This is a genomic window from Ralstonia sp. GX3-BWBA (genome assembly GCF_003290055.1).
GTDB lineage: Bacteria > Pseudomonadota > Gammaproteobacteria > Burkholderiales > Burkholderiaceae > Ralstonia > Ralstonia holmesii.
Genome location: NZ_QMKS01000009.1, coordinates 656,236 through 683,191, shown reverse-complemented (window position 1 = coordinate 683,191; position 26,956 = coordinate 656,236). Strand labels below are relative to the sequence as shown.

The window sequence follows — 26,956 nt, the reverse complement described above, 5'->3', positions numbered from 1 at the left end:
AAAAATGTCACATGCCCAGCCATTGGAATTGCTTAAGCAGGCTCGTAGTAGATACACGCAGCGACAAATCGCCGCACACGTTGGGAAGGACACAAAGACCGTGAGGCGCTGGGAGAAAGGTGAAACGCCATGTCCGGCGATGCTCGAACCGGCATTGCGCGACCTTTTGCAACAGCCTACGACCGGCACGATTGACGGCAACCATAGCTTCCGTTTCATTGACCTTTTCGCAGGCATCGGCGGTATCCGAATGGGCTTCGAGGCCCACGGCGGCGAATGTGTCTTCACCAGTGAATGGAATGACTTCTCGAAGAAGACCTATATCGAGAACTACGGCGACCATCATCCCTTTGTCGGCGACATTGTGCCGTTCCCAGCCGAGGACGTACCAGATCATGACGTGCTACTTGGCGGATTCCCCTGCCAGCCGTTCAGCATCGCTGGCGTGAGCAAGAAAAATTCGCTGGGCCGCCCGCATGGCTTCGAGTGCACCACACAAGGGACATTGTTCTTTGATGTGGCCCGCATCATCGCCACCAAGCGCCCCAAGGCGTTCCTTCTGGAAAATGTGAAAAACCTGCTGTCGCACGATAAAGGCAATACCTTTGACGTGATTCTGCAAACGCTCAGGGATGAGCTGGGTTATGACGTGCATTACAAGATAATCGACGGGCAGCATTTCACACCGCAGCACCGTGAACGAATCATCATTGTCGGTTTCCGCGAAAAGACCGGCTTCTCATGGGATGACCTGCAACTGCCGACCGAGGGGCCGCGCCTTGCATCAATCCTGCACAAGACCGATGGCACAGAGCCGGTCATTCCGTGGGACGGCGACCGCTTTTTCGATCACAACAAGCAGTGCGTACAGCCCCGGTACACGCTGACGCCAAATCTGTGGACCTACCTGCAAGCCTATGCAGAAAAGCACCGTGCGGCTGGCAATGGGTTCGGCTTCGGTATGGCCTATCCCGATAGCGTTACCCGCACACTGTCCGCCCGGTATCACAAGGATGGGTCCGAAATCCTTGTGTCGCAGGGCAAGAACAAACGGCCGCGCCGCCTGACTCCTCGCGAATGCGCCCGCCTCATGGGCTTCCCTGACACTTTCCATATACCTGTTAGCGATACGCAGGCTTACCGCCAGTTTGGCAACAGTGTCGTGATGCCGGTAATGCGGGAAGTCGCCCGCATTATGACGCCACACGTGCAGGCGATGATCGCTCACGAGCGAGACGGCACTCCGCTTGCGTTGCCATTGTTTACCTGATGGTTGACGTTGTAGACAGCGTCACACGTAGCCGGATGATGTCCGGCATACGTGGGCGCAATACCAAGCCGGAAATCGTGGTTCGCAGCCTGCTGCACCGTCATGGTTTCCGGTTTCGCCTTTATGTTCACGATCTGCCGGGCAAGCCGGATGTCGTACTGCCCCGCTACCATGCAGTAATATTTGTGCATGGATGCTTCTGGCATGGGCATGACTGCCCGCTGTTCAAGTGGCCTAAAACCCGCCCGGACTTCTGGCGCGAGAAGATTCTACGAAATAAGGTAAACGACAACCGGGCTATAGAGGCCCTCCGGGCAAATGGCTGGCGGGTTGGCATCGTATGGGAATGCGCCCTGCGCGGTGCTGGGAAAAATATCGAGGGAGTAGCACAGAGCCTTGCAGAGTGGCTTCGTAGCGACACCCCATGCATCGAGGTGAGGGAATGAAGCCAGGGTACCTGTCGGAGTATTTTGAGGGGGTCGCAGCCAAGAGGCTGAGTGCGGTAGAGGCTGACGAGACACGTTCAAACCAGCACGAATACCACGCCACAAAGAGGGTGCAGGCATTCCTTGGTAGTCCTGAAGAGAAAACGAGAATACCCGCCCGTTTCCTCTATCTCACCGACGACGATCCCGACCCCATTGTGGAAGATGCGTTCCTGACGCTATACAACTGCCGCAAGGGCAAACCACGTGCCCCAGAGTACCATCTGTACTTCCCGACCACGAACGTATCCCTGAACGCCAGCGAAGGCGATCTGCTTGTTATCGCCAAAAAGCGCGACGGTGACCTGCTCGTTATCATTGCCGAGAACGGTTCAAGCATTGGGCGACAGATTGAATGGTTGTTTGGATTTGCTGATCTGGCGCACCCCGGCTTCTCGGTCAAGTCCGAACTGGAAACAGAGCAGGACCGCATCGAATTTGCCTCGCGGTTTATTCTGGAAAACATCGGCATTGCGGTTGAAACGTCTGAGGACACCTATCTTGATGAAATGCTCAGTCGCTTCGACAGTCGCTTCCCTACTACGCGAGAATTTTCGGCTTATGCACGCTCAACCCTCAAAGACCTTTCCCCACAGGATCAGCCAGACCTTGTTCTGATGACGTGGATGGAGCGCGAGGAAATCCTTTTCCGTACGCTTGAGCGCTACCTTATCGCCGACCGACTATCGGTTGGTTTTATTGACCCCTCAAAGACGGTGATTTCTCCTGCCGGATTCCTCTTTCACTCAGACGAAGAATTGAATGGAATCCACAAAAAAATAAATGGGGTCGATGTTGACAGTTTCATTTCGTTTTCGCTGTCGGTACAGAATCGACGAAAAAGCCGCGTCGGCCTTGCCCTAGAAAATCATCTGGAACTGCTGTTTGCGGATAACGGCCTGCGCTATACGCGAACAGCCATAACAGAGAACAAGGCCAAGCCAGACTTTCTGTTCCCCGGCGTGGCCGAATACCATAATCCGGCATTCGATTCGCTGAGACTGACCATGCTAGGCGTGAAATCGACCTGCAAGGACCGCTGGCGACAGGTTCTCGCCGAGGCAGATCGGATTGATGACAAGCATTTGTTGACGCTGGAAACTGCAATCTCTACGCACCAGACTGATGAAATGGCAGCAAAGCGGGTGCAACTGGTTCTGCCGCGCGGCCTGCATCAAACCTACACACTGACCCAGCAGGCATGGCTTATGGACGTGGAGGCATTCATTAGTCTGGCTCGACAGCGTCAAAACAGTTAATGGAGACCCTTTTGAAGACCGCTAAATGGGAGGTGAGCGGAAAAGAGCTCCGGCTAATTGATCCGGCAGGGAATCTTCGCGCTACCTCTGTAGAAGAAGCATATGGGGCGCTCGTAGAACGCCGACCCGCTGAGGAATGGATCCCAACGAGAGTTGAGGGCCTAAGAGTTTCACGCTATCCCCTGATCCCGTGCTTGGTGGTCGAAGAAGACTGCGATGGGATTCCTATTTATTCAATCGCCGCGAAGAGCCGTGGTCTGTCTTCTCCGCTTGATCTCTCCGATCTGGAGCGAGGCCATGTCATTATAGATGGCATGTGGTATCCGATTGATTCGCCAACGGGTACCGAGGTCGTTGAACTGTTACGCGATGCAGGTGGTGAACTTGGTCCCGCTCACTCGCTAAAGTTTTTCCTTTGCGTTCGCAAGGCGGCTGTGTCCGGCGGGCCGGTTGATGACCGTACGGCCGGGCACCCGGTATCGCCTTCTGCGTTCGTTCCGACCGGCGACGACACGCCTTTCGGCGTCGATGCGACGCTGTACTCTTATCAACTTTTGGGTTGGCGTTGGCTGAAGTTCCTGTTATCGGAGGGGAGCGGAGGGCTGCTCGCCGACGAAATGGGACTCGGAAAGACACTGCAGATTATCGCGGCGTTAAGCGACGCTGGCGGTGGTCCACTCCGGCCTTCGTTAATCGTCGCTCCGGGCTCGCTGCTCGAAAACTGGCGCCGCGAGATCGGCAGATTTACGCCGCATCTGAAAGTCCTGAAGCATCACGGACCGTTCCGGACCGGCCGTCCCGCAGACCTATCCGAATACGACGTGGTCGTTACCTCGTATGACGTCGTGGTTGGGGACAATAGTCTGCTCAATATGATCCGCTGGAAAGTCGTTGTGCTTGACGAGGCGCAGTTCATCCGAAATCCCGACGCGCAGCGCACAAAGGCGGTGAAGCGCTTGAAACGGGATGCGGGTCTTGCGGTGACCGGCACACCGATCGAGAACAGGCTGCTTGATATCTGGTCGATCATGGATTTCGTGTTTCCTGGATACCTCGGAGACGCAAAATCTTTCGAGAAGCAGTTCCTCGACAACACAGATGGCGCGGCCCAGCTTGAGCCCTTGATTTCTCCCTTGATGCTGCGGAGACGCGTCGCAGAGGTTGCCCAGGACTTACCTCCCCGCATCGACATTCCCCAATTGCTTGAGCTGGACGAGTCCGAAGCTGCGGCGTACGACGCCGAGCGCGAACGTATAGACGCCGAATACGGTTCTGCAGCAACACTCGTCGCCCTGACCTCTCTTCGGCGTTTCTGCGCGCACCCGAGCCTCTTGGGCGGAGGATTAGATGCGTCCGATCCTATGGCCTTCTCCAAGTTCCGGCGGCTCGACGAGATCGTCGAGGAGATATTCGAGCGGGGCGAGAAGGTGCTGATCTTCACATCGTTTACCGCGATGGCGGACATGATTGCGCTGCATATCGAAAAACGCTTCGGCACCTTCGCCGGAGTTATTGACGGGCGCCTTTCAATCGAAGAGCGGCAACCGATGATCGACCGGTTCGGTGCCGTAAGGGGCGGTGCCGCGCTCGTGCTTAACCCGAAGGCAGGAGGGGCTGGTCTCAACATTGTCGCGGCCAATCACGTGATTCATTACAACCCCGAGTGGAATCCCGCTCTAGAGGATCAGGCGTCGGCGCGTGCGCATCGGCGCGGCCAAGAGCTGCCAGTCACCGTTCACCGTTTGCTTATCGCGGACACCGTCGAGGACGTCGTGAATGACCGACTGACGAGGAAAAGGACTCTTTCAAGTACCGCGATCGTCGGAATCGAGGGGAAGGACGAAGATTACGGCGACATCGTCGCGGCGCTCAGCCGCTCGCCGTCGAAGCAGGAGAGGAAATAGGATATGGAGCGTCGAATAGCGAAGATTCTGAGCGCGAACGACACTGGCGAAACGGGAGCTCATCAGGCAGGCATCCTCGTCCCTAAGGAGCCTGAGTTGCTCTCGTTTTTCCCAGGGCTGGATGCGGACCAGTACAACCCTCGGGTCCACCTGCATTTCCTCGACGATGGAGGTGCCTTCTGGGAGTTCGCCTTCATCTATTACAACAATGCCCTTTTCAAGGGGACGCGTAACGAGTACCGACTGACGCGGATGACGAAATACATCCGGCAGGCAGGGCTCATCGCTGGGGACGAATTAATCCTCTCGCGGGATGGCGACCGTTATCTGGTATCTCATCGTAGTCGGAGGATGCCGGAGCGCTCCGGGAACGTGCTTAAGCTCGGCACCGGTTGGCGCGTCGTCCCGATCTGAACCAAAGGAAAAAAATGAACAGTTTCGAGGAAATCGAACTACAACCGGACCCGGAGCGTGTCATCGTCGGCCTCCGAGACACCGGATACGAATTCAACACCGCTGTCGCCGACATCGTGGACAACTCGATCGCGGCGAACGCGACGAAGGTCGTACTCGACCTTTCTGCCGATTTCAGAGGAAATATCCGACTGATGATTGCGGACGACGGCGATGGTATGGACCGACAAGGGCTGATCAATGCCATGCGGTACGGCTCGAAGGCGCGCCCGAGCCCGGCGAGCCTTGGCAAGTATGGTCTTGGTCTCAAGACTGCTTCGACGGCGTTCTGCAAGCGGTTGTCGGTAATCTCTCGTCCCGACGGAGAAACACCAGCACTTATGGCGACGTGGGACCTGTACCACGTCGCTAAAGTGAACAAATGGGCGCTTCTCCTCCGCGAGGAGTGCGATGAAGAGTCCCTCGAATTGCTGGAAAAAGTTGCTCCTAGCGGCTCCGGCACCGTCGTACTTTGGGAAGACGTCGATCGTCTGATCAAGGACTACTCGGCCCCGTCGGGAAAGCCGGCGCAGAAGGCACTGAAGGTAAAGGAGGACGCGCTCCGTCAGCACCTTGCGATGGTCTATCAGCGGTTCCTCGATCGGAACGATGAACGCGCCCAGCACGTTAGCATAGAGCTCAACGGTGTATCGGTCGATGCTTGGGATCCGTTCCAGAGAGGGCTATCCGAGCTCGTCGCCGAGGAGTCGCTGGAGGTGCAAATGGAGGGTGGCAAGAATGCTTCGTTCGTTGTGCGCGCCTTCATCCTTCCTCGCCGAGAGGAGTTCCCGCAGGACGAACTAGCTAAAAGGGCGATGCTCACTAACGAGCGACAGGGTATCTACATCTATCGAGAGAACCGGCTCATTCACGACGCCGACTGGCTGGGCTTATATCAGAAAGAGCCACACCTCACACTGCTGCGCGTCGAGTTTTCGTTCGATCACCGCTTGGACGATGCCTTTCATCTCGATATCAAAAAATCCCAGATCATCCTGAACGAGGACTTGGCGACGTGGTTACAAGAGTCGTTCTTGCCCGCGCCGAGGAGGGAGGCGAACAGGCGATCTCGAGAAGGACAGCAAAAAGTAATCTCCAAGAAGGGCGACGGCGCGCACGATACCTCGAACAACAACATTCGTAACCGCGAGGCCGTAGCTGGTGGTCCGAAGGTTGGCGTCGTCGATCCGGACGCAGGTGTGGCCGAGATCGACAACAAATATGGCAAGACACGTCTGAAGCTAGCGATCGCTTCCGCGAAGCGTCCGGGTGAAGTCTTCGTGCAGCCGGTCGACGGCATCAACAACGGCCTTCTGTTCCAGCCGGCGATCATCGAGCAACACAAGGCCGTGCAGATCAATACGAGCCATTCCTATTACCACAAGGTCTACGTCCCGAACCTCAGCCGTAGCGTGACTATGCAAGGTCTCGACTCGCTAATGTGGGCGCTTTCTGTAGCGGAGCTCTCGACGGTGCAGGACGGCACAGCTGCGATGTTCCAAGACATGCGCTACGAGATCTCGCGTATTCTCGAAAAACTGGTCGAGACGTTGCCCGACCCCAATATTCGTGAGGACGAATGAAGATGCTTGACCCGCGTGCACTTGCGAAAGCTGTTTCAGCAGAAACGGGGCTCGGGTTCATCGGCTCGGAGGGACGTAGCACTAACGGTGTTGACTGGTTTGAACTGTCGCCGGCGGGACATCCGCCTAGCAGGACTTTCGTGATCCGCCTCGAAGTTGGTTGGCGCCGGATCGACGCGCAATTTCGTCTCGGCAATTTCGCGGGAGATCTACTATCGGCTATGAGAGCCACCGACGAAGCTGGCCGCCTTGCTTTCCATTCAGTGCTCGACGCGTGTCGCAACGCGGGAGCCGATGTTGTTTTGAAAGTGAACGGTGCGACTCGAAGTCACCGGGATGACGCAATATGGGTGGAACCATGGCGTAGTTTCGAGTTTGTGATCAGCAAGGGAATGCTCGCGATCAACGAAGGCAACGACAGTGCAGACATGCGTCTGATCGAAGAATGGGCTACTCGCGCAGCTGCTGCGGTTCTTGCTCTGTTGCCAGTCGAAGAGGAGATCGAGGAAAGTACTGAAGCGCAAGGCTTGCCAGAGGGGGCGAGGATGCGGATTGAGGTCAATCGCTACGAGCGTGACCGGCGCAACCGTGCGGCGGCGCTCGCTATTCACGGGCACAAGTGTATGGCATGCGGTACGGAGATGGCTGCGTGGTATGGGCCAGTTGCGGAGGGCTTGATCGAGGTTCACCATGTTGTCCCGGTATCGGAGCTCGGTTCAGGATACGTTATCGATCCGGGAAACGATCTAGTGCCGCTTTGCCCTGATTGCCATTCGGTCGCCCATCGGCGATCACCGCCGTATTCGGTCAGCGAGCTACAAAGCATGCTGCGTTCGGACTGGCGGCAGAACTCTTCGGTTTGAGTTTTACTGACTCGCCCCCGGCTTGGGGGCTCCATTTGGCGTTAGCTAAGTTGCCCCTCGCTTGATTTGATCCAAGTAGTCGGCCCAGCGCTGCATGAGTTCGATTCGAGCATCAAGCCATTGGGTGCGGTTGTAAGCTCGCCCCAGGCTGTCGCGTACTTCGTGTGCTAACTGCATCTCTACGATTTCCGGAGGTATGCCCAGCTTTTCCACAGCCAGTGTACGAGCTGTTGCTCGCCAACCATGGGGCAGCGCTGTCTCCGAGTCGATTCCCATGCGCTTGAATGCGGCTGAAAGGGCCATGTCACTCATTGGCCTATCGCCTCCGCGTAGGCTTGGGAAAACAAAGCGTCCCTCTCCAGTGAGTAGGCGCAGCTCTCGCAGGATTTCTACAACTTGGCCGGATAGTGGAACCAGGTGATCTGGCCCATTCTCCTTGCCGGCCTTTTTCCGCTTCATGCGTCCGGCCGGTACAGTCCACATGCCTGCGTCGAGATCGAACTCTCGCCATTCCGCCTGCCTTAGTTCTCCGGGCCGTTGAAATAGCAGTGGGGCAATTTTGAGCGCCGCCGACACAACGGGCGTTCCTGCGTATCCGTCGAGGGCTCGCAATAACTCGCCGAGTTGGGTTGGATCTGTCACCGCTGCGTGATGCTTAACGCGTGCCGGAGGAAGGGCGTCGCGTAAGTCCGCGCTAACATCTCGCGCAGCTCGCCCGGTACTGATCGCGTACCGCATGACTTGCCCGACCAACACACGTACGCGATGGGCGGTTTCCAGCGTGCCTTTCTTCTCGATTCTGCGAAGCACGTCTAGAACGTCCGGCGAGCTAAGTTGGCCGATGGGTTGGCCGCCAACATATGGAAAAGCGTGCACCTCCAACCTGCGCAAGTTTCGTTGCGCGTGGGATGCTGATAGGGATGGCGCAAACTTGGCCCACCACTCCCGAGCAACCGCTTCGAAAGAGTTTTCCGCGTTGAAGCGCTGCGTTCGCTTGGCTGCTTGCTTTGCCAGCGACGGGTCGATTCCGTCGGCGAGCTGCTTTCGGGCAGCATCACGCTTGTTTCGTGCTTCCCTCAAGGAAATGCCGGGATACGCGCCAAGCGTCAGCGCTTTTTCCTTGCCTCCGAACCGATACTTGAGGCGCCAATAGCGCCCACCGTTTGGTCTGACCTCCAGATACATCCCGCCGCTGTCAGCAAGTCGATATTGCTTCTCTTTCGCGGTTGCATTGCGGACCTGCAAATCTGTCAGTGCCATCGCTCGAGTTCTTCTAATTGATGTCCCCCCGGTGGGGTCTTGGTGCGTGGGGGTACCAATGCGAGGTGGGCATTGAAGTACCCCGAGATGTACCCCCAAGTACCCCCGGATCCATGTGGAATATTATAAGCAACCCTGGAAAAAGAAAAACCCGCGACAGCTTAGCTGCCGCGGGTTTCACGATCTTCTTGGATCAACTTGGAAGGTGTTTTGGTGGAGCCGGCGGGAATCGAACCCGCGTCCGCAAGCCCTCCACAGAGAGTTCTACATACTTAGTTCTGTCATTTGATTTAACCGCCGCATCGCGGACGAACACGCTCTACGACGGCGATTCACTAAGTTTTCGTCTCTAGGCCCGTGACTCACCTAGAGCTTATCTGACGTAGATGACCTCGCTAGTCTTTCGACCCTAGCCCGTCAGCGAACCAGTGCGAGGACGGCGGCCCTTAGGCTGCCAGTGCGTAACGTTCGTCGTTAGCAGTTATTGCATTCCCATTGATTAACGAGGTGACGGGTCCTCGGTATGCCCTCCACTGCTTCGCAACCCACGTCGAAACCAGGTCGGCCCCAGTAAGGAAGTGTCGATTATCCCATAGATGGGCTACTTCAGCGAGAAATCAACCCGCGTCGTCTTGCCCTTGTCCTTGATGCCTTCGGCGGTCAGCTTCGGCGCTACGACGAAGAGGCGCCCAGGATCCACACGTTCTGCCAGCGCCACATGCACCGCATTGGCCCGACGCTGGGCAAGCTCCCGCAGATCCGCATCCGTCACTTGCACATTGGTTTCCATCAGCTTGCGCATTTCATCGGGCGGCAAGGACTTGGCCAGGCCGATCACGTTGCGGGGTTTCGGGAATTTTGCGGCTTTATACGCGCGTTCAAGGTACTTGTTCTCTTCTTCCGGCTTGACCGTCGTATCGGCTTCGGCGGCGTCGCCTGCATCCTTGAGTTTCTGTTCACGGATCTGACGGTTCACTGCCTCCCGGCGCAGGCCGTCGCGGTCAAACTCCGGGTCGACGCGGCCGACGATGTCGACCTTGAGCGCCGGGCGGTCCTTGAGCGCAGTGGCGAGCTTGTCAAGCTTGGCAAAGGACGCTTGGCTGATGTCCGAAGTGCCCGGATCAAACTCGATGTAGCCGAGTTCTTCGCCGCCGCTGCCGCCGAATGCGCTGGCGAGCAAGGAGAACGGCGCCGTCACGGCGCGCGCAATGAGGTTGACGAACGCACGCAGGATGACGCCGCCGATGCTGAACTGCGGGTCATCGAGCGAACCCGACACTGGCACGCGCACGTCGATCTCGCCACGAGAATTCTTCAGCAGCGCCACCGCCAGGCGCACCGGCAGATTGGTGGCGTCTTTGCTTTCTACGCGATCGCCGAAGGTGAGCTGGTCGATGAAGATGTGGTTGTCGGCGGTCAACTTGCCCTGGTCGAGCAAGTAGTGCAGATCCATCGTGAGCTTGCCCTTGGTGATCGGGTAGCCGGCGTATTTGGCAGAGTAGGGCGTGAGGTTGGTCAGCTCCACGCCGTCGGCCTTGGCAGTGAGATCCACAAAGGCCGTGGGCGCGAGCGGGTTGACCTTGCCGTGGATGTCCACCGGTGCTGTGCCATCGACACTGCCGCGCAACGTCACGTCGGCAGGTGTCTGGTTGGCGGCGGTGCTGATCGTGCCGATCGAGCCGCCGATGGCCGTGAGGTTGGCGGTGTAGTTCGGTTTGACGAAGTTGTCGGTGAAGCGGATGTTGCCGTCTTGCAGCGTGATGGCGTCGACGCGCAGGTCTGCACCGCCGGCCTTGGGTGCGGGCGCGGAGGCGGTTACGGTCACGGCCGATGCAGGCGCCGCAACGGGAGCCGAAGCCGCAGCGGCTGATGCCGATGCGGGTTCGCTTTGCGTCAGCGATCGGCGCTCCTCGGTCGGCTGCACGCGGATATCCTGCAGGTTCAGGCGGCCGTTCGGGTTGATGATGATCCGCGCGTAGAACGTCGAAAGCGCAACGGCGCCCACCCGCACGCGCGGTGTGGTGCCGTCGTAATTCGCCTGGATGCGGTTCAGCGCGAGCGAGCGCCAGCGCAAGAAGTCATCCGAGCTCACGCGGTCTTGCAGGCGCACGTTGCCCAGCGTCGCGTTGCCTTGGTAGTTCACCGTCAGCGCTTTGCCCTGATTCAGCACAAGGCGTCCATCCATCGACAGCAGCGCGCTCGTGATCGCCGCATTCAAAGACTTGTCCAGATACGGGTCGAAGCCCGCCAGCGACAGGTTCTGCGAGTTCACGCGCAGGTCGGCCTTCAGCGGCTGTGGTACCACCTCGCCGCGCACATCGAGCTTGCCTTTGGCGCCCAGCCCCGCACCAATCTGCACATTGACGGGCTTGCCGAGATCGGTCGACGCGTTCTGCACGACCACGTTCAGCGGTTCGACACGCACCTTGACCAGGCGCGAATTGGATTGGTCTTCAAAGCCGACGGCGCTGTTGTCCAGCTTCAGCGTCTGCACGGTCACAGCCCAGGGTTTTTCGGCCGGGGCGTTCGACTTGGTGCTGGGTTTGACCGGCGCCGCCGATTTGCCCGCTGCCGTGCCCGCCACCGGCTGCGGGCCATCGAGCAGGGTCAACGTGGTCGTACCGTCCTTCTTGCGTAGCGCGTCGATCTGCAGGCCGTCGGCACGCACTTCGTTCAGTGCGATGGTGCGGGTGCTCAGGTCGAAGCTCTTTACATCGGCGCGCAGCAGCTTGGCGCGCAGCGCGGTATCTTTGCCCGTGGCGGGCGCCAGCGACAGGTCGGCCAGGCTTGCGGTCAGTGGCTCCGCGCGCACGTTGAATTTGTCCGGCCCGAAGTCGAGCGCCACCTTCCCGTCGGCCGACAGCGCGCCGTTCTGCAATTGCGGGGCACCCGCCTGGCGCAGATACGGGCCGATGCCGGCCAGCTTCACGCCGTCCAGCTTCAGTTCCAGCTCGCCGGTGTTTTTCTCCAGCGATGTGTTCCCCTTGACGTTAAGCGTGCCGCCTTGCGCCAGCTTGGCACCCACATCGAGCGTGGTCGGACCGCCCAACGTGCGCACGCCAATGTCGCCGTGGAGGTCTTCCAGTGTCAGGTCGGCAGCCGGCTGCGTGGTCGCGTCTCGCCAATGGACCGTGCTGTTCGCCAGCTGCAGCTTGCTGACCACCACATCCAAGGGCTTCGGCTTGGCGGTCGGCGTTGGCTCTGCCTTGGCAGCATTCGCTTCGGCAGGTACGGGTTTGCCGCCGAGTTGCGCGAAATTGATCGCTCCATCTGCACCACGCGTGGCATCGACGCGCACGCCATCCAGCGTCAGCGCGTCGAGGTGGAACACGTTGTCGAGCGGGCGTACGTCGCTCAACGTTGCGCGCACCTGTTTGGCGGCCACCAGGGGCGCTTTCTTGGCATCCACCACTTCCAGGTTGTCGAGGCCGGTCGTGCCGTGCACGCGCAGCACCGGCGCGCCGCTCTTCGGCTTCTGGAACTCGATTGTCAGGTCGGTCGTCAGCTTGCCTTGCGGCACCGCCACCGGCAGTGGGCCGGGCACGTAGCCGAGGTAGCGGGGCAGATCCAGGCCATCAATCTTGACGTTGAGGTTCGATTCGAGCGAATCGGCAAACGGCTTTGTCTTGCCAGCGAAACGCAACGGCGCGCCGTCGATACGCGCTGCCAGCAGCGGTTGCACGAAGATGTCTACGTCGGCTGGCAGGCTCGCCAGGAAAGGTACACCGATCTGCAGACCATCCACCTTGTGCTGCGTACCGAGCGGCTGGTCGACAAAATCGATCGCGCCGTTGGTCAACTGCAGATTGGCGAAGACGAAACGCGCCGGCTCGTCCGACTTGGGCTTGGGCGGGTTTTCCGGCTGGCTTAGCCTATCGACGATGTCGGAGAAGTTGAAGCGCTGTTCGGCGGTGCGCACGATACGCACCTGCGGCGCCTCGATGCTGAGCTCTTCAATGACGGGCGCGCGGCGGAAGATCGAACTCCACGACGCGTTCACATGCAGATGGCCGACGTCGACAAACGGCGTTTTGCCGTCGCGTTCGGCAATGTGGAGCCGGTCGACATCAAGCCGCAGCGTGTATGGGTTGATGCTGATCTTGCCGACCGAAACCGGCCGTTCCAGCAGCTTGCTGAGCTGAGTTTGAGCCAGGTGGCGCAGCAACGGGGGGCCGCCGAATGCGCCCAGCAGCCCGAACACCACCAGGAAGATCAGCACGCCGATCCCGGTGCGCTTGGTGCGCCGCGATGTACCGACCTGAGCCGCGCGTTGCCAGCCTGCCGTACCGCGCACGCGGTCAAGCCGTGCGCGCCAGCCGTTGGTATTCGATTGCTTATCAGGGCGCGAATCGGGGGAGGTGCTCATGCTGGTGTCGGTCCGGCCATGGCGTGGCCTACTTCGTCAGTCGGTCGACCGCCAAGTCCCCGATGGGAGGCGGCGGTCCTGAAAGATGCGAGGCCCAGGCGTTCACCCGGGCATCGTGGTCAAGCGCGTTGCGATTCGAGCAGCAGCGGAATCAGCTCGGCAGCGCTGGCGATCAGCGCATCGGCGCGCCATTCCACGGGTGATGGTCCATTACCACAATAGCCGTAACTGGCTGCAATGGTAGGCATGCCGGCAGCGCGGCCCGCTTCGATATCGCGAAGGTCATCGCCCACGTAGACGATCTGCTGTGCATCGACGCCGATGGATTCGGCTGCGTGCAGCAGCGGGGCGGGGTGGGGCTTGGCGTGCGGCGTGGTGTCACCTGCAACGACGCAGGCCGGCGGCACCGGCAATGGCAGCTGTGCAACCAGCGGTACCGTTAGGCGGCCAGACTTGTTGGTGACGATGCCCCAAGGGATGCCCGCGCGGCCCAGTTCGACCAGCACGTCGGCCATGCCCGGAAACAACTGCGTGCGCACGCAGATTTCCGCCTCGTAGTTGGCGAGAAACGCCAGCCGTAGCGATTCGAATTCCGCATCCCCCGGCCCAACGCCGAAGGCCACGCCAATCAGCCCGCGAGCACCATGCGAGGCAACCGGGCGCAGCGCTTCGTAGTCCACCGGTTCGAGGCCGCGGTCGGTGCGTACCTTGTTGGCCGCAGCAGCCAGATCGGGGGCCGTGTCCGCAAGCGTGCCGTCCAGGTCGAACAGCACCGCACCCAGCGGACCAGGAAACAGGCGCACCGTCATGCCTCGGCCGGACGGCGCGTCGCCATCAAGTAGTTGACACTGGTGTCCTGCGTGAGGGCGTAGCGGCCGGTGATGGGGTTGTATTCCAGCCCGCGCATCTCTTGAGCTTGGAGGCCGGCCCCACGTACGAACGCGCTTAGCTCCGAGGGGCGAATGAATTTGGCGTAGTCATGCGTGCCGCGCGGCAGCATGTTCAGGACATACTCCGCACCAATGACTGCCAGCAGATACGCTTTTGCGTTTCGGTGGATGGTCGAGAAAAACACATAACCGCCCGGCTTCACCAACGTCGCGCACGCGCGCACAACGGATGCCGGATCCGGCACATGTTCGAGCATCTCCATGCAAGTGACGACGTCGAAGCCACCTGGCTCGCGTGCGGCCAGTGCTTCTGCGGCGATCTCCTCGTAATCGACGGTAATGCCCGCCTCGAGGCTATGCAGGTCGGCGACACGCAATGCTTTGCGGGACAGATCGATGCCTTTGACGTTGGCACCGGCACGCGCCATGCTCTCTGAAAGGATGCCGCCGCCGCAGCCGACGTCAACGACGCGTTTGCCAGCCAGCGGTGCAATCGACTGAATCCAGTCAAGGCGCAGCGGATTGATTTCGTGCAGGGGTCTGAACTCGCTGTTCGGGTCCCACCAGCGGTGGGCGAGTTCGCTGAATTTTTCGAGTTCGCCGGGATCGGCGTTCGCGTGAGTGGTCGTCATGTTGCGCTGCGCCAGGGCATATCTGCTAGGTGAGGAAATGTACCAAAAAGCGTCGCCCCGACCAAATCACGGGGTTCGCAAAAAGGTTTCACATTGAAACAGAAGTGAACAAACGCGCATGCAATTCCTCCAACTGTCACCTTCGCTCAAGGAGAGATCAATGAAATCCAAACAAATTCTGATAGGACTGGGTGTTGCGAGCCTGACGGCTCTGGCGGGCTGCGCCGCGCCGGGTTACGGCGGTGGCTATAACGGTGGGTATGCTCAACAACCGGCCTATGGCCAGCAACCGGCTTATAGCGGGCAGCCACAGCAAACGGGCGCCCTTTATGGCCGGGTCGAATCGATCCAGCCGATGCAGGCCCCGGCAAATAGTCCGGGTATTTTGGGCACGATCATCGGCGGCGTGGCCGGCGGCATTCTAGGCCATCAGGTTGGCGGCGGTACGGGTAACACAGTCGCGACTATTGGTGGCGCAGCACTTGGCGCCTATGCAGGCAACCAAGTCGAACAGCGCGCGGGAGCGGGTGGTCAAACGGTGTACCGCATCACCGTGCGCCTGGATGATGGCCGCGTCGCGACCGTCACGCAGCGAAACCCGAACAATCTGCGCGTTGGCGATCGCGCCATGGTTGCTAACGACCAGGCGACGCCTTCCTATCAATAAGAAGGGCGGTCATGAGAAAGGGGCATCGGGTGCCCCAAATAGAAAAAGCGATGGCGCATTGAGCGTCATCGCTTTTTTCGTGCCTATTCCCTTAGCAGGCCAGCGGAGGGCATCTGCCGATATATAGGCGAAAAAAAACCCAGCTTTCGCTGGGCTTTTTCCCGGTGTGAACCGAATTACTGAGCCTTGCGGGTGCCGACCACTTCGACGTCCACGCGGCGGTTCGGCTGCTGGCAGGCGATTTGTGCCTTGCGAGTGCCCTTGCACGACTTCGGATCAACCTTCAGCTGGCGCTTGCCCTTGCCTTCCGTGTAGACACGGTTGGCTTCGATGCCCTTGCTGACCAGGTAGCCCTTGACGGCTTCAGCACGACGGACCGACAGGCGGTCGTTGTACTTGTCCGAGCCGAACGAGTCGGTGTGGCCAACGGCGATCACGACTTCCAGGTTGATGCCCTTCAGCTTCGAGACCAGGTCGTCCAGCTTGGCCTTGCCTTCCGGCTTCAGCACAGCCTTGTCGAAATCGAACAGGGTGTCAGCAGCGAACGTAACCTTTTCGCTCGACACAACCGGGGCAGCCGGAGCAGCCGGAGCAGCCGTCGGAGCAGCAGCCGGAGCCAGAGCGCCGTCGCACTGAGCGTTGGCGGTTGCCGGCGTCCAGAAGCCATTGCGCCAGCACAGTTCGTTCGTGCCGTTCTTCCAGACCCACTCGCTCGTGCCGTTACCCCAGTTGTCGTTGACGGCCTTCTTTTCGTAGGGCACCGACTGAGCGTAAGCGGACGCAGCCATGGCTACCGCAGCTGCAGCGAACGCGAGCTTGGCAAATTTTTTCATATTTCTCCTCTCAGGATGAGATCACCGCAGAAGACTGCGAGCAGATGGGACGAAAACAAGTCATACATTCTTCGGAGTATAACATTCTCGGTGTGGTGAAGGCTCCACTTCGAACAATGTCTGCCTCTTCGCTGGGGGATTGTGCCACAAGCACGCACTCCTAAAAAGCAAATATAAGCGATTCGAACGGGGCACCACGGCCTTGTGGTGTGTACGCAACAAGGCAGGAAATGGCTCGCAAACCCTTATGGGGACTGGCTCGCCGGTTTTGTCCTCCCTCGCAGGGAACGTGCCCGGGGTTGACGATGCGTCGCTCGCGCGTATGAGGGGGAGGGGCTTGCGGCATGGTAAAATGTTCTGTTATTCGCGCAACCGCAGCGTCCCGCTGTGGGCACCACTGTGCTCACTAGGGGACCTCTCACCGTTCGCCCAATGGATCAATTCGCCAAAGAGACACTCCCGGTATCGCTCGAAGAAGAAATGCGCAGCTCGTACCTCGCTTACGCCATGAGCGTGATCGTGGGCCGCGCCCTTCCAGATGTGCGGGATGGTCTCAAGCCGGTGCATCGTCGTGCGTTGTACTCGATGCACGAGCTGAACAACGACTGGAATCGCCCCTATAAGAAGTCTGCCCGTATTGTCGGGGATGTGATTGGTAAGTATCACCCTCACGGCGACACTGCTGTATACGACACCATTGTGCGGATGGCGCAGAACTTCTCTCTGCGCTACATGCTGGTCGACGGCCAGGGCAACTTCGGCTCGGTCGATGGCGACAATGCCGCGGCGATGCGTTACACCGAAATCCGCCTGTCGAAGATCGCCCACGAACTGCTGGCCGACCTCGACAAGGAAACGGTCAATTTCGAGCCGAACTACGACGGTTCCGAAACTGAACCGTCTGTCCTGCCGGCCCGCATTCCCAACTTGCTGATCAATGGGTCGTCCGGGATCGCGGTGGGTATGGCGACGAACATTCCGCCGCACAACCTGAATGAAGTCGTTGATGGCTGCCTGCATTTGTTGCGCAACCCGGAAGCGACGGTCGATGAACTGATTGAGCTGATCCCGGCGCCGGATTTCCCGACGGCCGGCATCATCTACGGCATTTCGGGTGTGCGCGAAGGCTATCGCACCGGCCGCGGGCGCGTGGTGATGCGTGCCAAGACGCACTTCGAGGATATCGATCGGGGCCAGCGCCAGGCGATCATCGTCGATGAACTGCCCTATCAAGTTAACAAGCGTACGCTGCTCGAGCGTATCGCCGAGCTGGTCACCGAAAAGCGCATCGAAGGCATTTCCGATATTCGCGACGAGTCGGACAAGTCTGGTATGCGCGTGGTGATCGAACTCAAGCGCGGCGAAGTGCCGGAGGTTGTGCTCAACAACCTCTATAAGAATACGCAGCTGCAGGACACGTTCGGTATGAACATGGTCGCGCTGGTCGACGGCCAGCCGCGTCTGCTGAACCTGCGTCAGATGCTCGAGTGCTTCCTGCTGCACCGCCGCGAGGTGGTGACGCGTCGCACGGTATTTGACCTGCGCAAGGCGCGCGAGCGTGGTCACATCCTGGAAGGTCTGGCCGTTGCACTCGCCAACATCGACGAATTCATCGCCATCATCAAGGCAGCTCCGACCCCCCCGGTTGCCAAGGCTGAGTTGATGACCCGCAGCTGGGATTCGGGCTTGGTGCGCGACATGCTCGTTCGCGCCGAGAGTGAAACCTCAGGCGGCGGTGGCGCCTACCGTCCGGAAGGTCTGCTGCCTGCATTCGGTATGCAAGGCGACGGCTTGTACAAGCTGTCGGATACGCAAGCGCAGGAAATTCTGCAGATGCGCCTGCAGCGCCTCACCGGACTGGAGCAGGACAAGATCGTTCAGGAATACCGCGAAGTGATGGCGCAGATCGCCGATCTGCTGGACATCCTGGCGCGGCCGGAACGCATTACCGCCATCATCGTCGATGAACTTACCGCGATCCGCGCGGAATTTGGCGATGAGCGTCGCTCGCAAATCGAGCACAATGCGACCGAGTTGGATACAGAAGACCTCATTACGCCGCAGGATCTGGTGGTGACGTTGTCACACAGCGGCTATATGAAGAGCCAGCCGATTTCCGAATACCGTGCGCAGAAGCGTGGCGGCCGCGGCAAGCAAGCTGCTGCGACGAAGGAAGACGACTGGATCGACACGCTATTTGTTGCCAACACGCATGACTACATCCTTTGCTTCTCGAATCGCGGCCGTCTGTACTGGCTGAAGGTCTGGGAGGTGCCGCAAGGCAGCCGTAACTCGCGCGGTCGTCCGATCGTCAATATGTTCCCGCTGTCACCGGGCGAGAAGATCAACGTGATCCTGCCGGTCAAGCAGTTCGACGAGCAGCACTTTGTGTTCATGGCCACCTCCAAGGGGACGGTCAAGAAGACGGCGTTGACGGAATTCTCGAACCCGCGCAAGGCCGGCATCATCGCGGTGGACCTGGACGAGGGCGATTTCCTGATCGGCGCGGACATTACCGATGGTCAGCATGACGTGATGCTGTTCTCCGACGCTGGCAAGGCGGTGCGTTTCGATGAGAACGACGTGCGGCCGATGGGTCGTCAGGCGCGCGGCGTTCGCGGTATGAACTTGGAAGAGAGCCAGCAAGTGATTGCCATGCTGGTCGCGCCAGCGGAAACCGAAGGCGACGGTGCCCAGTCGGGCGCTGGCAGCGTGCTGACCGCCACCGAGAACGGCTACGGTAAGCGCACGCCGATCTCGGAATACACGCGACATGGCCGCGGGACGAAGGGCATGATCGCCATCCAGACCTCCGAGCGTAACGGCAAGGTGGTGGCCGCCGCGCTGGTGGCGCCTGAAGACGAGATCATGCTGATCACGACGGGCGGCGTGCTGATCCGCACACGGGTGGACGAGATCCGTGAAATGGGTCGTGCCACGCAGGGCGTCACGCTCATCTCGGTGGGTGAGGGCAACAAGCTGTCCGGGCTGCAACGTGTGATGGAGTCCGATGCTGAAGGTGTGGATGGCGTCGAAGGTGCCGATGCGGCGGATGCCGCCCCGGGTGCCGATGCACAGGCGGATGACAGCAGCGAGACATAATTAGAAACATCTTTTGCTTGCCGTTAGGCGCAGTTCTGTCATGATGCCGGACCTGTGCGCGGCAAGGGCTTGGAACTTTTGCGTCACACGCCCGGCCTAAACGCAACGCTTATCTCAAGGGAGCAACAATGCACAAGAGTCTCAAACTCAAACATCTGATCGTGGTGGCCGGTTTCGCTCCGCTGTTTGCGTTCGCGCAGGCTGGCGACGCCGACAAGACGGCTGCCATCAAAGATCTGCTGACGACGATGAACGTTGATGCAGCCATCAAGGGTCAGGGTGAAGTGTTGGCCAATGGCGCTAAGCAGGAAGCCCCGCTAGTGCTGGAGCAGGCGCTGGTCGAGAACAAGACTCTGAACGACAAGCAGAAGCAAGCTGCTGTCGACAAGCTGAAGAAGAATGGCGCCGTGCAGCGCATGACCGACGGTGCTGGCAAGGACTTCGACACGGAAGCTTTCCGCAAGGACGCTCTGCAAGCCCATTATGACTCGCTGGGCAAGTACTACTCGACCCAGGAAATCAAGGACCTGACCACGTTCCTGAAGACGCCGAGCGGCCAGAAGTTCATGGCCAACCAAGGAAAGGCCATGCAGGAAGTGTGGGGCAACGTGATGCAGAAGTACGGTCCGCAAGTCGGCAAGAAGATGCGCGACATGGCTGACAAGGAAGTTGCCGCCGCTGCGAAGTAATTAGCCGGCATAGGCGGACGATCGGGGCGCAATCCCCGTCGCCCTGCCAGTTGGTAGATAATGGCTGTTTGGGTTTGCGCCCAGACAGCCATTTTTCTTTTGCCCTTCGCCCTATGAACCAAGCGGATCGAGCCCTTCAAGCCAGCCAGGCGCGCGTGTACAACTTTTCGGCAGGTCCGGCGGTGTTGCCGCTCGAGGTGCTGGAACAGGCGAAAGAGGAGATGGTTTCCTGGCACGGCAGCGGCATGAGCGTGATGGAAATGAGCCATCGCGGCCGTGAATTTGAAAGCATCCTGGCAGCCGCGTTTGGCGATTTGCGGCAGTTGCTTGCGGTGCCGGACAACTACGAAATCCTCTTCCTGCAAGGCGGCGCCATCGCCGAAAACGCCATCGTGCCGCTGAACCTCATGCGTCGGCTGTCGGCGGATGCGCCGAAGGCTGACTACGTCGTCACCGGCACGTGGTCGGTCAAATCACAGCAAGAAGCGCGCAAGTATGGCGAGGTGAACATCGCTGCCACCAGCGAGGCCGAGCGCTTCCACAAGATCCCGGATGTATCGAGCTGGAAGTTGTCGTCGGACGCGGCCTACGTGCACCTGTGCACGAACGAAACCATTGTTGGCGTTGAATATCAGGAGACGCCAGACGTCGGTCAGGCGCACGGGCGTGTGGTGGTGTCCGACGTGTCGAGCCACATCCTCTCGCGGCCGATCGACTGGAGCGGCTATCAGGTCCTGTACGGCGGCGCGCAGAAAAACATCGGCCCTGCCGGCCTGACGATTGCCATCGTCCGCAAGGACCTTCTGGGGCACGCCCACCCGCTGTGCCCCTCGGCATTCAATTGGCGCCTCGTGGCCGAGAACGGCTCGATGTACAACACGCCGCCCACTTACGCCATCTACATCGCGGGGCTCGTGTTCCAGTGGATCAAGCGCCAGGGCGGGGTCGAGGCGCTGGAGACGCGCAACATCATCAAGTCGAAGATGCTGTACGACTTCATCGACGCCAGCAGCTTCTACCGCAACGAAATCCATCCGACGTGCCGTTCGCGCATGAACGTGCCCTTCTTCCTCAACGACGAGTCGCGCAACGAGGCGTTCCTCACGCAGGCGCGCGAGCGCGGGTTGGTGCAGCTCAAGGGCCACAAGTCCGTGGGCGGCATGCGGGCAAGCATCTACAACGCGATGCCGCTGGAAGGCGTAGAGGCGCTGGTCGACTTCATGCGTGAGTTTGAACGAGTGTCTGCGTAAGGCTGACTCTCGATCACGGCAGAACATTGCGCGAAGCGCCCGCTTCGCGCGGCAATTTGCAATCCGTTGCCGAACCAGATTCCTACAATGACCAGTCAGTCAGACGATACGAAGCAAAACAAGGACGCCGCATTGGCGGCGGAGCTTGCGCCGTTGCGCACGCAGATCGACGCAATTGACAACCAGCTGCTTACGCTGCTCTCCGACCGTGCCAAGGTGGCGCAGGCAGTGGGCGAGGTGAAGAAGCGCTATTCGTCACCGGCGTTCCGGCCGGACCGCGAGCTGCAGGTCATCCGCAAGATGCAGTCAGGCAACCAAGGGCCCCTGCACGACGAGAGCATCGCCGCCATCTGGCGCGAGGTGATGTCCGCCTGCCGTGGTCTGGAACAGGCCCTGCGCATCGGCTACCTCGGCCCGGCGGGCACGTTCTCGGAGCAGGCGGTGATCGCGCATTTCGGCCACGAGATCCAGCCGATGCCGTGCCCGAGCATCGACGAGGTGTTTCGTGCGGCGGAGTCCGGCACGGTCGATTGCGGTGTGGTGCCGGTCGAGAATTCGACGGAAGGCGTGGTGTCGCGCACGCTCGATCTGTTCTTGCAGACGTCGCTGAAGATCAGCGGCGAGATCGCGCTGCGGGTGCACCATAACTTGCTGCACAAGACGGGCGACATGTCGCAGGTGAAGGTGGTGCGTGCGCATGCGCAGGCGCTGGCCCAGTGCCAACGGTGGTTGAACACGAACTATCCGAATTTGCCCCGCGAGGCTGTGTCGAGCAACGCTGAGGCAGCGCGCATGGCTGGCGAGGACGAAACCGTTGCGGCGCTGGCAAGCGTGCAGGCGGCCAACCGCTACGGCCTACACGTGGTGCGTGCCAACGTGGAAGACGATCCGCACAACCGCACGCGCTTTGTCGTGATCGGCAACTACGAGACGGAGCCGAGCGGACGCGATCAGACATCGTTGATCCTGTCAGTGCCGAACGAGGCCGGCGCTGTCTACAAGTTGCTGGCGCCGTTGGCAGAGAACGGCGTGTCGATGTGCCGCTTCGAGTCGCGTCCGGCGCGCAGCGGCGCGTGGGAGTACTACTTCTACGTCGACGTAGAAGGCCATCAGCGTGACCCGCAGGTGGCGCGCGCGCTGGAAAAGCTGCGTCACGACGCGGCGTATTTCAAAGTGTTGGGGTCCTATCCCTCGGCACATTGAGGGATTCAAGGCGCTCTGCACGGGCAGAGCGTCGATAACAGAGGAGCACCCCATGTCTTTGCAGTTCGGCCCCGAGTATGTCCGCGCCATCGCCCCTTATGTGGCCGGCAAGCCGATTTCCGAAGTGGCACGCGAGTTTGGTCTGGATGCCGCGCGCATCGTCAAGCTGGCGTCCAACGAAAATCCGCTGGGCATGCCGCAGTCAGCCAAGAACGCGATGGCCTCGGCCATTGACGAGCTGGCGCGCTATCCGGACGCCAACGGCTTCAGCCTGAAGGCGGCGTTGCATGCCAGGTTTGGCGTGCCGGAAACATGGATCACGCTCGGCAACGGTAGCAATGACATCCTCGAACTGGCGGCGCGCGCGCTGGTATCGCCGGGGCAGGCTGTGATTTATGCGCAGCACTCTTTTGCCGTGTATGCGCTGGCAGCCCAGGAGGTGGGGGCGCGCGCCATCGAGGTGCCGGCTCGCGAGTACGGCCATGACCTCGATGCGATGGCCGCGGCAATTACGCCGGACACGCGTCTGATCTACATTGCCAATCCGAACAACCCTACCGGCACGTTTCTGTCGGCCGACGAGATTGCGGCGTTCCTGGCCAAGGTGCCGCCGACGGTCGTCGTCGTGCTGGACGAGGCGTACAACGAGTTCCTCAAGCCCGACCAGCAGTACGACTCCACTGCCTGGGTGCGCCAGTACCCGAACCTGCTGGTGTCGCGAACGTTCTCCAAGGCTTACGGGCTGGCTGGCTTGCGTGTCGGCTATGGCATCGCGCAGCCGCAATTGACCGATCTGCTCAACCGCATCCGCCAGCCGTTCAACGTCAATAGCCTAGCGCAGGCCGCTGCTGTGGCGGCGCTCAATGACGCGGAATTCCTGCGGCAATCGGCGGAACTGAACGCTGCCGGCTACGTGCAGTTGACGAACGCGTTTGATCGGTTGGGCCTTCAGTACGTGCCGTCCTCGGGCAATTTTGTCTTGGTTCGCGTGGGCGAAGACACCGGTGCTGGTGCGCGCGTGAACCTTGCGTTGCTCAAGCAAGGTGTGATCGTGCGTCCGGTCGGCAACTACGGCTTGCCGCAATGGCTGCGCATCAGCATCGGCTTGCCAGAAGAAAACGCCACCTTCATCGATGCACTCGAAGTGGCGCTGGCGCAGGAAAAAGCCGCCGCGTAACTTCTATCGCAACCGCTGCAGCGCCCCGTATCAGGCTCGGGCGCCGCGCACATCGGGCTACAATGCCGCTTTGCTTTTTTCTGGCAGGGCGGTGTTGTGGCCTCTTCTTTTTCCAGTTCCCGGTTGGTGATTGTCGGCGTCGGTCTGATCGGCGGTTCGCTGGCGCTGGGTTTGCGTCGCGCGGGGGTGGTTGGGCACGTCGTAGGCGTCGGGCGATCGGCCGCGTCGCTTGAGGCGGCGATCCGTCTTGGCGTGATCGACGAAGCCTTGCCGATGGAAGAGGCCGTGCGCGGCGCCGACATGGTCGTGCTGTGCGCGCCCGTCGCGCAGACGCTGCCATTGTTGCTCGCCATGCAGCCGCATCTGGGCCCGGACACCATCGTCACGGATGCCGGCAGTACCAAGTCAGACGTCATCATGGCCGCCAAGACGGCGCTGGGGGATCAGGTCAGCCAGTTCGTTCCGGCCCACCCGATTGCCGGCCGCGAGCTGAACGGCGTGGAGGCTGCGCTGCCCGATCTCTATGTCGGCAAAAAGACCGTGCTTTGCCCCCTGCAGGAAAATCGGCGCAGCGACGTTGCCCGTGTGCAGGCGATGTGGGAGGCGGCGGGAGCGTATTGCCACATCATGTCGGCCGTGCAGCACGACGCCGTGTTCGCCGCCGTCAGCCACCTGCCGCACGTGCTGTCATATGCGCTGGTCGCGCAGATCATCAATGCAGAAGACGGGGCGCTCAAGCTCGATTTTGCCGGTGGCGGCTTCCGCGATTTCACGCGCATCGCCGCATCATCGCCCGAGATGTGGCGTGACATCTGCCTGTCGAATCGCGATGCGCTGCTGCGCGAACTCACAACGTACGAAGCGGTGATCGGGCGTCTGAAGGCGATGATTGCGGAGCGCGACGGTGTCGCGCTCGAGCGCGTGTTCCGCCGTGCCAGCGAAGCGCGCTTGGCGTGGCCGCAACGTGCGGCACCAGGAAATGCCACTGGCGCACAACCTGAATAACGTTTGTTTTGAACTGAGTGGATTCATGGAATATCTGGACGTCGGTCCGCTGAAGACGGCGCGCGGCACCATCAAGCTGCCGGGCTCGAAGAGCATCTCCAACCGTGTGCTGCTGCTGGCTGCACTCGCGCAGGGTGAAACCGCGGTGCGCGACCTGCTCGACTCTGACGACACGCGCGTCATGCTCGATGCGCTTGGCAAGCTGGGCGTCTCGGTCGAGGGCCTGGGCGACAACGCATACCGTGTCACCGGCACTGGCGGCCGCTTTCCGAACAAGTCGGCTGATCTGTTCATGGGCAACGCCGGCACAGCCATCCGCCCGCTGACGGCCGCGCTGGCGCTGCAAGGCGGCGAGTACACGCTGCATGGCGTGCCGCGCATGCACGAGCGGCCGATTGGGGACTTGGTCGACGGGCTGCGCCAAGTTGGCGCGCGCATCGACTACACGGGCAACGCTGGCTATCCGCCGCTGGCGATCCACGCCGCGCCGGTCAAGATCGACGCGCCGATCCGCGTGCGCGGCGATGTGTCAAGCCAGTTCCTGACGGCATTGCTGATGGCACTGCCGCTGGTCGAGTCTGTCGGCAATGTCACCATCGAAGTGGTTGGCGAGTTGATTTCCAAGCCTTACATCGAGATCACGCTGAACCTGATGGCGCGCTTCGGCGTGCAGGTCGTGCGCGACGGTTGGGCGTCGTTCACCGTGCCGACCGGCGTTGCCTACAAGGCGCCGGGTGAGATCTTTGTAGAAGGCGATGCTTCGTCCGCGTCGTACTTCCTGGCCGCCGGCGCGCTTGGTGGTGGGCCGGTGCGTGTGGAGGGTGTGGGCATGTCTAGCATCCAGGGCGACGTCCGCTTTGCCGACGCGCTTAACCGCATGGGCGCCAACGTCATGGCCGGCGGCAACTGGATCGAAGTGCGGGGCGCCGAGCGGGACGACGGCAAGCTGCACGCCGTCGAGTTGGATTGCAATCACATTCCAGATGCGGCAATGACGCTGGCGGTGGCCGCACTGTTTGCCGACGGCACGACCACGCTGACCAATATTGCGAGCTGGCGCGTCAAGGAGACCGACCGGCTGAGCGCCATGGCTACGGAACTGCGCAAGCTTGGCGCCGAGGTGGAGGAGGGTCCCGACTACATTCGCGTGACGCCTCCGTCGCAATGGACCCCGCCGGCCGGCGGCATCGACACCTACGATGACCACCGCATGGCGATGGCTTTCTCACTGGCGGCGTTCGGCCCAGTGTCCGTGCGTATCAATGACCCGCGCTGCGTCGCCAAGACGTTCCCGGAATATTTCACGGCGTTCGGCGGCATCACCGCTTGAATCGCAATTAACTGCCAGAGTTCATCATGTCCGAAACCGCTGCTTCCATGCCGTATCCGGTCATCACCATCGACGGACCGACCGCATCTGGCAAGGGCACGGTCGCTCACCAGATCGCTGATCTGCTCGGTTTTCACCTGCTAGATAGCGGCTCGCTGTACCGATTGGTGGCGCTCGCCAGCATGCGCGAGAACATCGACGACCACGACGTTGAGAGTCTTGTGCGTATCGCACGCGAACTCGATGTGCGCTTCAAGGCAGATCACATCTGGCTCAAGGGCGAGGATGTGAGTTTGGCGCTGCGCCATGAGTCCGTTGGCAACCAGGCTTCGGCGATCGCCGTGCATGGCGCGGTGCGTGAGGCGTTGCACGCACGTCAGCGGGCGTTCTTGGAAGCACCCGGTCTCGTGGCCGACGGCCGCGATATGGGCACGGTGGTTTTCCCCGAAGCGGTGCTCAAAGTGTTCCTGACGGCAAGCGTGCAGGCACGCGCCGAGCGGCGCTATAAACAATTGATTGCAAAGGGTTTTTCTGCTACAGTGGAAAGTCTTTCGCAGGACTTGGAGGCGCGTGATTTGCGGGATCGCACCCGTAGTGTCGCGCCGCTGCGTCCGGCGCAAGATGCGCGGCAACTGGATTCGTCCGACATGACGGTCGATGAAGTGGTCGCGCAGGTACTGGACTGGTACCGCCAAGTGCAGGGCGCCAACAAGGCGAACTGACTCGGCTGAACCG

General features: G+C 60.4%; 21 protein-coding genes and 1 other RNA gene. 16 read left to right on the top strand and 6 right to left on the bottom strand.

Annotated features, from left to right (window positions below; translation table 11 throughout):
• The first annotated feature begins 4 nt into the window (after positions 1 to 4).
• The 7 genes from dcm (at position 5) to DOD19_RS10755 (ending at position 7,817) form a co-directional block, all read left to right on the top strand.
• Positions 5 to 1,270 carry a DNA (cytosine-5-)-methyltransferase gene (dcm, locus tag DOD19_RS10785; RefSeq protein ID WP_112185432.1) on the top strand — a complete coding sequence of 422 codons (1,266 nt, stop codon included), beginning with the start codon at positions 5 to 7 and terminating at the stop codon, positions 1,268 to 1,270.
• Positions 1,270 to 1,716, top strand: coding sequence for a DNA mismatch endonuclease Vsr (vsr, locus tag DOD19_RS10780; RefSeq protein ID WP_112185430.1), 447 nt, complete (start codon positions 1,270 to 1,272; stop codon positions 1,714 to 1,716). The genes dcm and vsr overlap by 1 nt, the downstream gene beginning before the upstream one ends.
• Complete coding sequence (locus DOD19_RS10775; RefSeq protein ID WP_112185428.1) at positions 1,713 to 3,014, top strand: type II restriction endonuclease; 1,302 nt, start codon at positions 1,713 to 1,715, stop codon at positions 3,012 to 3,014. The genes vsr and DOD19_RS10775 overlap by 4 nt, the downstream gene beginning before the upstream one ends.
• A 197-nt stretch (positions 3,015 to 3,211) precedes the next feature.
• A complete protein-coding gene (locus tag DOD19_RS10770) occupies positions 3,212 to 4,918 on the top strand; it encodes a DEAD/DEAH box helicase (RefSeq protein WP_239498005.1) in 1,707 nt (568 codons plus the stop codon).
• A gap of 3 nt (positions 4,919 to 4,921) precedes the next feature.
• Positions 4,922 to 5,332, top strand: coding sequence for an EcoRII N-terminal effector-binding domain-containing protein (locus DOD19_RS10765; RefSeq protein WP_112185424.1), 411 nt, complete (start codon positions 4,922 to 4,924; stop codon positions 5,330 to 5,332).
• Between the two features lie 14 nt (positions 5,333 to 5,346).
• The gene (locus tag DOD19_RS10760) at positions 5,347 to 6,954 is read left to right on the top strand and encodes an ATP-binding protein (RefSeq protein ID WP_112185422.1); all 1,608 of its coding nucleotides are present in this window, start codon (positions 5,347 to 5,349) and stop codon (positions 6,952 to 6,954) included.
• Positions 6,951 to 7,817 (top strand): HNH endonuclease, encoded by an 867-nt coding sequence (locus DOD19_RS10755; protein ID WP_204360049.1) that lies wholly within the window; start codon positions 6,951 to 6,953, stop codon positions 7,815 to 7,817. Before DOD19_RS10760 ends, DOD19_RS10755 begins: the two co-directional genes overlap by 4 nt.
• Positions 7,818 to 7,862: 45 nt before the next feature.
• Here DOD19_RS10755 and DOD19_RS10750 read toward each other — a convergent pair whose 3' ends face one another.
• From DOD19_RS10750 to ubiG, 5 genes are all read right to left on the bottom strand, one after another.
• A complete protein-coding gene (locus tag DOD19_RS10750; protein ID WP_112185419.1) occupies positions 7,863 to 9,077 on the bottom strand; it encodes an integrase arm-type DNA-binding domain-containing protein in 1,215 nt (404 codons plus the stop codon).
• Between the two features lie 211 nt (positions 9,078 to 9,288).
• Positions 9,289 to 9,646, bottom strand: a transfer-messenger RNA (tmRNA) gene (gene ssrA / locus DOD19_RS10745).
• Between the two features lie 32 nt (positions 9,647 to 9,678).
• The gene (locus DOD19_RS10740; protein ID WP_112185417.1) at positions 9,679 to 13,443 is read right to left on the bottom strand and encodes a DUF748 domain-containing protein; all 3,765 of its coding nucleotides are present in this window, start codon (positions 13,441 to 13,443) and stop codon (positions 9,679 to 9,681) included.
• 119 nt (positions 13,444 to 13,562) lie between these two features.
• Positions 13,563 to 14,252, bottom strand: coding sequence for an HAD-IA family hydrolase (locus DOD19_RS10735; RefSeq protein WP_112185415.1), 690 nt, complete (start codon positions 14,250 to 14,252; stop codon positions 13,563 to 13,565).
• On the bottom strand, positions 14,249 to 14,965 hold the full coding sequence (ubiG, locus tag DOD19_RS10730) for a bifunctional 2-polyprenyl-6-hydroxyphenol methylase/3-demethylubiquinol 3-O-methyltransferase UbiG (RefSeq protein WP_112185413.1): 717 nt from the start codon (positions 14,963 to 14,965) through the stop codon (positions 14,249 to 14,251). The genes DOD19_RS10735 and ubiG overlap by 4 nt, the downstream gene beginning before the upstream one ends.
• A gap of 160 nt (positions 14,966 to 15,125) precedes the next feature.
• On the opposite strand from ubiG, the gene DOD19_RS10725 reads away from it, so the two are divergent.
• Positions 15,126 to 15,632 carry a glycine zipper 2TM domain-containing protein gene (locus DOD19_RS10725; RefSeq protein WP_112185411.1) on the top strand — a complete coding sequence of 169 codons (507 nt, stop codon included), beginning with the start codon at positions 15,126 to 15,128 and terminating at the stop codon, positions 15,630 to 15,632.
• A gap of 176 nt (positions 15,633 to 15,808) precedes the next feature.
• Here DOD19_RS10725 and ompA read toward each other — a convergent pair whose 3' ends face one another.
• Positions 15,809 to 16,465 carry an outer membrane protein OmpA gene (ompA, locus tag DOD19_RS10720; RefSeq protein ID WP_024976274.1) on the bottom strand — a complete coding sequence of 219 codons (657 nt, stop codon included), beginning with the start codon at positions 16,463 to 16,465 and terminating at the stop codon, positions 15,809 to 15,811.
• A gap of 432 nt (positions 16,466 to 16,897) precedes the next feature.
• Between ompA and gyrA the strand changes: the two genes are divergently transcribed.
• From gyrA to cmk, 8 genes are all read left to right on the top strand, one after another.
• Complete coding sequence (gyrA, locus tag DOD19_RS10715) at positions 16,898 to 19,567, top strand: DNA gyrase subunit A (protein WP_112185410.1); 2,670 nt, start codon at positions 16,898 to 16,900, stop codon at positions 19,565 to 19,567.
• Between the two features lie 128 nt (positions 19,568 to 19,695).
• On the top strand, positions 19,696 to 20,256 hold the full coding sequence (locus DOD19_RS10710) for a DUF2059 domain-containing protein (RefSeq protein WP_012761551.1): 561 nt from the start codon (positions 19,696 to 19,698) through the stop codon (positions 20,254 to 20,256).
• A gap of 113 nt (positions 20,257 to 20,369) precedes the next feature.
• Positions 20,370 to 21,506, top strand: coding sequence for a 3-phosphoserine/phosphohydroxythreonine transaminase (gene serC, locus DOD19_RS10705; RefSeq protein ID WP_024976272.1), 1,137 nt, complete (start codon positions 20,370 to 20,372; stop codon positions 21,504 to 21,506).
• Between the two features lie 87 nt (positions 21,507 to 21,593).
• The gene (gene pheA, locus DOD19_RS10700) at positions 21,594 to 22,709 is read left to right on the top strand and encodes a prephenate dehydratase (protein ID WP_024976271.1); all 1,116 of its coding nucleotides are present in this window, start codon (positions 21,594 to 21,596) and stop codon (positions 22,707 to 22,709) included.
• 52 nt (positions 22,710 to 22,761) lie between these two features.
• A complete protein-coding gene (gene hisC, locus DOD19_RS10695; RefSeq protein ID WP_112185408.1) occupies positions 22,762 to 23,886 on the top strand; it encodes a histidinol-phosphate transaminase in 1,125 nt (374 codons plus the stop codon).
• Between the two features lie 96 nt (positions 23,887 to 23,982).
• Entirely contained in the window at positions 23,983 to 24,891 is a 909-nt protein-coding gene (locus tag DOD19_RS10690) for a prephenate dehydrogenase (protein ID WP_024976269.1), read from the top strand.
• Positions 24,892 to 24,916: 25 nt separating this feature from the next.
• Positions 24,917 to 26,221, top strand: a complete 1,305-nt coding sequence (gene aroA, locus DOD19_RS10685) for a 3-phosphoshikimate 1-carboxyvinyltransferase (RefSeq protein WP_112185406.1) — start codon at positions 24,917 to 24,919, stop codon at positions 26,219 to 26,221.
• Positions 26,222 to 26,247: 26 nt separating this feature from the next.
• Positions 26,248 to 26,943, top strand: a complete 696-nt coding sequence (cmk, locus tag DOD19_RS10680) for a (d)CMP kinase (RefSeq protein WP_024976267.1) — start codon at positions 26,248 to 26,250, stop codon at positions 26,941 to 26,943.
• The last annotated feature ends 13 nt before the right edge of the window (positions 26,944 to 26,956 follow it).